Annotated in this window: 8 protein-coding genes; 4 read left to right on the forward strand and 4 right to left on the reverse strand. The window is 67.3% G+C overall.

Going from position 1 to position 7,878, the window contains the following annotated elements; genetic code table 11:
- Nucleotides 1–168 precede the first annotated feature (168 nt).
- On the forward strand, nucleotides 169–1,380 hold the full coding sequence (locus VFG33_RS03435) for an alpha-hydroxy acid oxidase (RefSeq protein ID WP_325022271.1): 1,212 nt from the start codon (nucleotides 169–171) through the stop codon (nucleotides 1,378–1,380).
- Nucleotides 1,381–1,433: 53 nt separating this feature from the next.
- On the opposite strand, the gene VFG33_RS03440 is transcribed toward VFG33_RS03435, so the two are convergent.
- From VFG33_RS03440 to VFG33_RS03450, 3 genes are all read right to left on the reverse strand, one after another.
- Nucleotides 1,434–2,561: a sensor histidine kinase gene (locus tag VFG33_RS03440; RefSeq protein WP_325022273.1), complete on the reverse strand. Its 1,128-nt coding sequence runs from the start codon at nucleotides 2,559–2,561 to the stop codon at nucleotides 1,434–1,436.
- Between the two features lie 77 nt (nucleotides 2,562–2,638).
- Entirely contained in the window at nucleotides 2,639–3,277 is a 639-nt protein-coding gene (locus VFG33_RS03445) for a pyridoxamine 5'-phosphate oxidase family protein (RefSeq protein WP_325022274.1), read from the reverse strand.
- Complete coding sequence (locus VFG33_RS03450) at nucleotides 3,277–4,566, reverse strand: MFS transporter (RefSeq protein WP_325022276.1); 1,290 nt, start codon at nucleotides 4,564–4,566, stop codon at nucleotides 3,277–3,279. Before VFG33_RS03450 ends, VFG33_RS03445 begins: the two co-directional genes overlap by 1 nt.
- A 167-nt stretch (nucleotides 4,567–4,733) precedes the next feature.
- Between VFG33_RS03450 and VFG33_RS03455 the strand changes: the two genes are divergently transcribed.
- Nucleotides 4,734–5,195: a hypothetical protein gene (locus tag VFG33_RS03455; RefSeq protein ID WP_325022278.1), complete on the forward strand. Its 462-nt coding sequence runs from the start codon at nucleotides 4,734–4,736 to the stop codon at nucleotides 5,193–5,195.
- On the opposite strand, the gene VFG33_RS03460 is transcribed toward VFG33_RS03455, so the two are convergent.
- A complete protein-coding gene (locus VFG33_RS03460; RefSeq protein WP_325022280.1) occupies nucleotides 5,161–5,805 on the reverse strand; it encodes an alpha-ketoglutarate-dependent dioxygenase AlkB in 645 nt (214 codons plus the stop codon). The genes VFG33_RS03455 and VFG33_RS03460 overlap by 35 nt on opposite strands.
- A 525-nt stretch (nucleotides 5,806–6,330) precedes the next feature.
- Between VFG33_RS03460 and VFG33_RS03465 the strand changes: the two genes are divergently transcribed.
- Nucleotides 6,331–7,182, forward strand: coding sequence for an AAC(3) family N-acetyltransferase (locus VFG33_RS03465; protein ID WP_325022282.1), 852 nt, complete (start codon nucleotides 6,331–6,333; stop codon nucleotides 7,180–7,182).
- A 72-nt stretch (nucleotides 7,183–7,254) separates the two neighbouring features.
- Nucleotides 7,255–7,878: amidohydrolase family protein (locus VFG33_RS03470; RefSeq protein ID WP_325022284.1), on the forward strand; the 624-nt coding region annotated here is incomplete at its 3' end.

Raw genomic sequence — 7,878 nt, forward strand, 5'->3', positions numbered from 1 at the left:
GCTCCCCAGGGAGTCTCCCGCCGAGCCGCAGCCGGCCGGCCGCGAGATCGGCCTCGACCCGGTTCAGGACCAGCTCGTAGTTCTTCACACGGGCGAGTGTAGCTGTGTGGTCGGACCACAGGATATGCTGTGGTCCGACCACACCGTCGCCGCCTGGAGAGAGCCCTGATGACCGATCGCCAGATGCCCCGCTGGTCCGAGCTCAAGCCCTTGCTGCGGCCCAAGCCGGTGACCGTGAACGCGACCGATCGCCGGCTCGAGAAAGCGCTCACCATCGCGGATCTCCGGTCGATCGCGAAGCGCCGTACGCCGCGCTCTGTCTTCGACTACACCGATGGGGCGGCCGAGGCGGAGATCAGCCTGCAGCGGGCCCGGCGGCTGTTCTCCGAGATGGAGCTGCGGCCGTCGATCCTGCGCGACGTCTCCGAGATCGACCTCGGCACCGACATGCTCGGCCGGCGGTCCGAGCTGCCGTTCGCCTTCGCGCCGACCGGATTCACCCGGATGATGAACCACGAAGGCGAGAGTGCTGTCGTCAAGGTCGCCGAGCGGCTCGGCATCCCGTACGCGCTCTCGACGATGGGAACCACCTCGATCGAGGACGTCGCGGCCGCCGCACCCGATGCGCGGAAGTGGTTCCAGTTGTACGTGTGGAAGGACCGGGACGCGGGGGAGGACCTGGTCAAGCGATCAGCCGCCGCGGGGTACGAGGCTTTGATGCTGACGGTCGACGTGCCGGTCGCGGGGGCGCGGCTGCGCGACGTACGGAATGGCTTCACGATCCCGCCGTCGTTGACGGTCAAGACTGTGCTGGATGCGTCGATGCATCCGGCGTGGTGGGCCAATCTGCTGACCACGCGGCCGTTGACGTTCGCGTCGCTGTCCACCTGGGACGGCACCGTCGCCGAACTGCTGGACAAGCTGTTCGACCCGACGATGACGATCGACGACCTGACCTGGCTGCGCTCGATCTGGGACGGACCGCTGATCGTCAAGGGCATCCAGACCGTCGACGACGCTCGTCGGGTGGTCGACGCCGGCGCCGACGCGATCGTGCTGTCGAACCACGGCGGGCGCCAGCTCGACCGTGCCCCGACACCGCTGCGTATCCTGCCGGACGTCCGCAAGGCCGTAGGCACGGACGCCGAGGTGTATCTGGACACGGGCATCATGAGCGGCGCCGACATCGTTGCCGCTCTTGCTCTCGGCGCCGACGCTTGTCTGGTCGGCCGGGCCTACCTCTACGGCCTGATGGCAGGCGGCGAGCGAGGCGTCGCCCGCGCGGCCGAGATCCTCACCAAGGAGGTCCGCCGCACCATGGCCCTCCTCGGCGCCTCCACCGTCGCGGAGCTCAACCCCTCCCACGTCCACTTGCCCTGACACCCCGTACTGCGTCGCGCCTGCCTGGTGACCGCCGGCGCCTCTAGCGCGGGTCAGAGCGGTAGCTGGGCGGTGATGCGCAGCCCGCCCGTGGACGTGCGGGTTGCGGTGAGGCTGCCGCCGAGGGCTGTGGCTCGCTCGCGCATGCCGATGATCCCGTTGCCCTCTTTCGGCGGACCGGTGAGCGATTCACCGTCGTCGTCCACCTGCAGCACGAGCGCTTGTTCGCCGTACTGGATCCGCACGGTCGCCGCGGTCGCCTTGGCGTGCCTGACGATGTTGGTCAGCGACTCCTGGATGATGCGGAACGCAGCGCGGTCCAGGCCGGTCGGTAGCGGCCGTGGGTCCCCGTGCACGATCGCATGCACCTCCAGGCCCGCACGCGAGGTCCGGCTGATCAGGTGATCGAGCCGATCGAGTCCTGCAACCGGCTGCCGCGGCGCGGACTCGTCGGACGAACGCAGGATGCCCACGATCGACCTGAGCTCGACCAGCGCCTCTTTGCTGGCGTCCTTGATCGCGGAGAGCGCAGGCGCCGCCTGCTCGGGTTGCCTGTCGACCAGGTGCAGCGCTGTAGAGGCCTGCACGTTGATCAGGGAGATGTGATGAGCCACCACGTCGTGCAGCTCCTGGGCGATCCGCAGTCGCTCCTCACCGGCCTTGCGTAGTTCCTCTTCCTTGCGGGTCTGGGCAGCCGCATTGGCCCGTTCGCGCTGGACGTGGAACAGCTCAGCGACGATTCCCAGCACAATGAACCAGCCGGCGATCAGCAGGATCTGCATGACCCCGTCCTCGTTGATCCCGAGGATGATCCGGCCGACCACGTGCCCGCCGTACAGGGCCGCTATCGCTGTCCACCCAGCCGCCCGGTGCCCGGTGCGGACTGCACTGAAGACGGCGATCACGAAGCTGAAGATCACCGGGCCGTACGCGTACTGCATCAGCATGTAGACGAGCGTCGACCCGACGGTTGCCCACAGCACCAGAACTGGCCGGGTGCGGAGCCAGTAGAGCGAGACCGAGCCGATCAGTACCAGCACGACCATGAACCAGTCCGGGTCGGTGCGCTCCGCCTGACCACGGGCAGCGCCGAACGAGCCGACGACCGCCACGATGCTCATGAACGCAGGCAGCGCCACCCGCTTGGCGCGGGACCGCACGGTCGGCTCAGTAGTGCTCACCCTCCGAACGGTAGAGGGCCGGGCAACCCGGTGTCATCGGCGCCACGGAGTACTTCGTGCTGCTCCGCCTGCAGTACTCAGTACTTGACGTTGTAGATGCCCGCCTCGTACTTCGGTCCGTAGTACTCCTCCAGCTCGGCCAGCTCGGAGTCCTGCCGGTCCAGGGCCTTCGCGATCTTCGCCCGGCTCGGTACGGCCTCGGGCTCCCACGTCTCGGGCTTCCACACCTTGGACCGGAGGAACGCCTTCGAGCAGTGGTGGAAGATCTCCTCGATCTCTACCAGCAGCGCCAGTTGCGGGCGGTTGCCCTTCACCACCATGGCGTCGAAGAACGGCGCGTCCTTGATGATCCGGGCCCGGCCATTGATCCGCAGGGTCTCGCCGCGGCCGGGGATCAGGTAGATCAGGCCCACGTGCGGGTTGGTGATGATGTTGGTGAAGCCGTCGACGCGGCGGTTGCCCGCTCGCTCCGGGATCGCGATGGTGTTGTCGTCCAGTACCAGCGTGAAGCCGGCCGGGTCGCCCTTGGGGGAGACGTCGCAGCTGCCGTCCGCGGCGGCGGTGGAGATCAAGCAGAAGGGCGAGGCCGCGAGCCACTCCTTGTCGAGGTCGTGCAGCTCCTTGCGGACCTTGCCGGCTGCGTGCTCGAGAGGCTCTGGGACCACCTCGCGCAGCTCGTCGTACGAGGTGATCTCGACCAGTCCGGTTAGCTCCATCAGGCTGCGTTCCCCTCCACCAGAGACGGCTGGACCACCTTGCTGGCGGGCCGCGTCCGTGCAGCCCATCGTACGGCGGGACCAGTCGCGCAACTGGTCCCAAGGAACAGTGCACCGACCACCATCCAGCCGGCGGCGCCCCAGCCGAGTACCAGGGTGGTGAGCAGCGCCGGGCCCAACATGCGCGCGATTGCGGGTCCCGTGCCGAAGAAGCCCTGGTACTGGCCCTGCTTGTCCGCCGGTGCCAGCCCGAAGCTGATCTCCCAGGCCCCGGACGCCAGCTTCATCTCACCGAAGGTCAGTAGTGCAGCAGCAACAGCCAGTACTGCGGCTGCGGTGGCCGGCCCCATTCCGAAGGCAGAGAGCGCGAACACCGCGCAAGCCGCGAGCATGGCAACTCCGGCGAACCGGACCGAGCGGGTGGCTGTCCGGAGATTGGTGACGCCCCGGGCGATCCGTACCTGGAACAGCGTCACGCCGATCGTGTTGATCACCAACAGGGAGGCGACAACCCAGCCCGGCGCATTCGTGCGCTCCACGATCCACAGCGGCGCAACCAGGCTCAGCAGCGGCATGAACATCAACATCGCCGCATTGAGCAGAGCCAGTACTGCGTACGGCCGGTCCCGCAGTACTGCGAGCCGTGGCTCACCGGCGACGCGCAGGGTGTGTGCGGCGACCGCGGGCACGCGGTGGATCAGTGCGGCCGCGATCAGGAAGCTGGCTGCGTCGATCGCGAACACCGTGAGGTACGCCGGGGCCGTGTCGAACCGCAGGGCGACTCCACCGAGTGCAGCGCCCACAGCGAGTCCTGCGTTGACAGTGGACTGCAGGAACGCCCGGATGCGAGTGCGCTCGGCTGGCTCGACCAGGCCGGCGAGCAAGGCCTGTCGTGCGGCTGTGAGACCGGTCTGGCTGATCGCGTAGGCGATCGCGGCGACCAGGAAGAGCGGGAAGCTTCGGACGAAGAGGAACGAAGCCACTGACGCTGAGGTGGACAGGGCCAGCAGGATGGCGACCCCTCGCGGACCTTTCCGATCGGCCAGGTGGCCCAGCGGGACGCCGGCGAGGAAGCCGATCAGCCAGGCGACCGTCAGACCCAGGCCGACCTGCGCTGTGGACAGTCCGACGACCCTGATGAAGAAGAGCGCCGAGGTGACGATGAAGGCGCCGTCGCCGACCGAGTTGGCCAGCTGGGCGAATGCGAGGTTCCTCGGCGCTCCAGCGGGCGGCAGGAGCCGCGCGGCGCGGGTGCCAGGGGCGGTGCGGTCTGTCGCGGTGGTGGTCATCTCAGGTCTCCCTCTGCTCTCGACAACTCGAGCCTAGGAGCCTGGCGGCCCAGCGGTCAGATCCAATTCATGCCTACCTTGGTGGGCCAATTGTTGGGTGGATGACCTGCCGGATTGGTCTGTGGATAACCGTGGGCTGGTCGCGAAAGCGACGGCACCTTGTTTGTATGACCTATCTCAACCTTCCCAAGAACTGGTCCGCGCTGTCCCTCTCGGACCCCGAGCTCGCCGCCGATGTCGTCGATCTGTTCGTCAACGAGGGCGAGCGGCGGCGGGGCGTCTTCACAGCCCTGATCTGCGACGAACAAGACCGCTACCTGGCAGCCATCGGCATCGACCTGTCAGGCCACTTCAACGATCTCCAGCCGTCCGACTGCGCGGTGGCCCTGAAGCCCGTTCTCGGTGCCCTCCAGGAGTACCCCCGCCGGTCCCTGCTCCTCGCCCTCGGTCGCCCCGGCCCGCCCGAGTGGCCCGAGGTCGATACCGAATGGGCCGAAGCAGCAACGCACATCTGCCAAGCAGCCACCATCAATCTCCTCGGTTTCTACATCGCCAGCCCGACCGAGGTCCACGCCCTCAACCTCCCCGCTGTGTCTAGCGCACGCCTTGCGGCCGGAACTGGATGCTGATCCGGGGGCCGATCCGACCGGACGCTTTGGGAATCGCGTGCTCCCAGGTGCGCTGGCACGACCCGCCCATGACGATCAGGTCGCCATGCCCGAGAGGATGCCTGATGCTGCCCTTGACCGGACCGCTGACGTGCCCGGGCCTGGGACGCAGCGCGAGCACCCGCGGCTCACCCACGGACAGGATCGCGACCATCGTGTCCTCACGGTCGCCACGGCCGATCCTGTCGCCATGCCAGGCGACGCTGTCGCGCCCGTCGCGATAGAAGCACAAACCAGCGGTCCGGAACGGTTCCCTGAGTTCCGCGGCGTAGTGCTCGCTGAGCAGGTCCCGTGCCTCGTCCAGGATCGGCAACGGAAGGTCCTCGTTCTCCCCGTAGAAGCACAGCAACCGCGGCACGTCGACCATCCGGTCGTACATCTGCCGGCGCTCTTCCCGCCAAGGAACGTCGGCAGCAAGCCGCTCATACACCTGATCCGCCCCGGTCAACCACCGCGGCAACACATCGATCCACGCGCCCCGACTGAGCTCCGTCCGCTGGATCCCGTCCAGCGAACCCAGGGCAGGATCCTCAAAAGCATCCAGCAAGGAGGCCTGAAGGTCAGCAGCCATGACCCCATCCTACCCGACACTCGAACACTTGTTCCCTTGAGCCTTCGTGACGATGTCTTCCCCGGAGCTGAGGCAGCGACATGGCTCGTAGCGGGTGTGACGGATTGTCGCCGCTATCTGGAGTGTTGTCGATGCTCCCTGAGCTCGGTGGGCCGGTCGCCGGCGACGGTGCGGTCGTATGCCTTCGATCTGCGGGACGTCGGCCAGATCCGGCGGCACCACGTCCGCTCAGACGTCCGCCGGCCGTAGTCACGGGTGAGACGCTCGCGGCGGTAGGTGACTTCGGCCTTGACGCAGTCGGTGGTGAACATTTCGGTTTGCCCCCTTCTCCTCGGACGCCCTGGGCGGCGTCTCACCCTTGCTACGAACACCTCTGCCCCGATCCGACACCAGCCTCTGGTTCCGCTTCATCGGCCGAAGGACATGCCTCTGATCGCCGACCCATCGGAGTGCACCGAGGCGACTTGCTGTCGACCTGGACTTGGTGGGGAGTCCACCAAGCCTCGGGCGCGGCATGCTTGCGACGTGCAGAGTCACGCGAGGGTCACTGAGGCAGAGATCGCGGCCGGACTGAGGAGGCTCGGGCTGGATCGGACCAGTGATGTCATCGTGCACTCGTCCCTGAGCTCGTTCGGTCAGGTCGATGGGGGAGCAGAGGCGGTCGGTTCCGCACTGGTGAGCGTGTGCGGCACGGTGATGGTGCCGGCGGGATCGTGGGACCTCACCGGCGTCGGCGCACCGCCCGGACTCGCTCGGCCGATGAACGCTTTCGAACCGTGCGCCACCTGGGAGGAGTTCGACAAGCAGTTGGCAGGCGCTGTGCAGTTCTCGCCCGACACCCCGATCGATCGTTGGCTCGGCGTCATCCCTGAGACGATGCGGCTGACCCAGCCCCACCGACGCAGTACCCATCCGCTCTTCTCGTATCTCGCCGTCGGCCGGGCTGCGGACCAATTGGTCGGCTCGCAGACGATGGATCACCCGCTGGCACCGATCGAGACGCTCGGCATGCTCGGTGGACAGGTCCTGCTCCTCGGCGTCACCCACACCTCCAACACGACGATCCACCTCGCCGAACAGCAGCTCGGCCGTTCGCGCTTCTACCGCTATGCAAAGGCGGGCCCCGGCGTCTGGATGGAGCTGCCCAATATCTCCGGCGAAAGCCATCGCTTCGGCCGAATAGAGCCGGCGCTGAGCAGTGCCACCCGCACCACCCAGATCGGCGCCTGCCTGGCGCGACTGGTACCGATCGCCGCAGTTCTCGCGGTCGCCCAGCGACTGATCCGCGCCGACCCAGGCGCTCTGCTCTGCCGCACCACGTCCTGCCGCTGCTGGGCCGCCTACGAACAGCGCCTTGCCGCAATCGAGCAGCGCTGAAGCGGGTCCCACTCGAGTGGACCTACGGATGGGTGAGACTTCGAGGGGTTGCCAAGGCGAGGTGGAGGGTCGATGACGCAGGTGCTGATCCGGAACTGTTCGGTGCTGGTGGTTCCCGAGACGGGGGAGTGCTGGGTAGACGAGGGCCAGGACATCCATATCGAGGACGGCATGATCACCGCAGTCATCCCGACCGAAGTGCCTCAGGCTGACCGGCGTGATGGCCTGGAGGTGGTTGATGCGACTGGGTTGATCGCCGTGCCAGGGCTGACGAATTCGCATACGCACAGTCCGATGGTGATGATGCGCGGCGCGGCCGAGGACGTGTCGATCGATGACTGGTTCAACCAGAAGATCTGGCCGATGGAGATGAACCTGACGCCTGAGCGCGTCCGGGTCGGCGCCAGGCTCGCTTGCGCGGAGATGCTGCTGGCCGGTGTGACCACGTTCGTCGACCACTACTTCCACGCCGACCAGATCGCCGAAGCAGCACTCGAGACCGGTATCCGCGCCGACCTCGCGCCCACCTTCTTCTCGTCGACCGGCGTCGAGGGACGCGAAGCCGCCTTCGAAGCAGCCCGCCAGCTCCGAGCCCGAGGCGTCCAAGCCGCCAACGGCCGACCCCCAAGAATCACCGCCAGCCTCGGCCCCCACGCGCCGTACACCGTGACCGACGAAGACCTCACCCGTACTGCG

Origin of the sequence: Kribbella sp., assembly GCF_035687465.1 — a bacterium.
In the GTDB taxonomy this organism is placed as follows: Bacteria; Actinomycetota; Actinomycetes; order Propionibacteriales; family Kribbellaceae; genus Kribbella.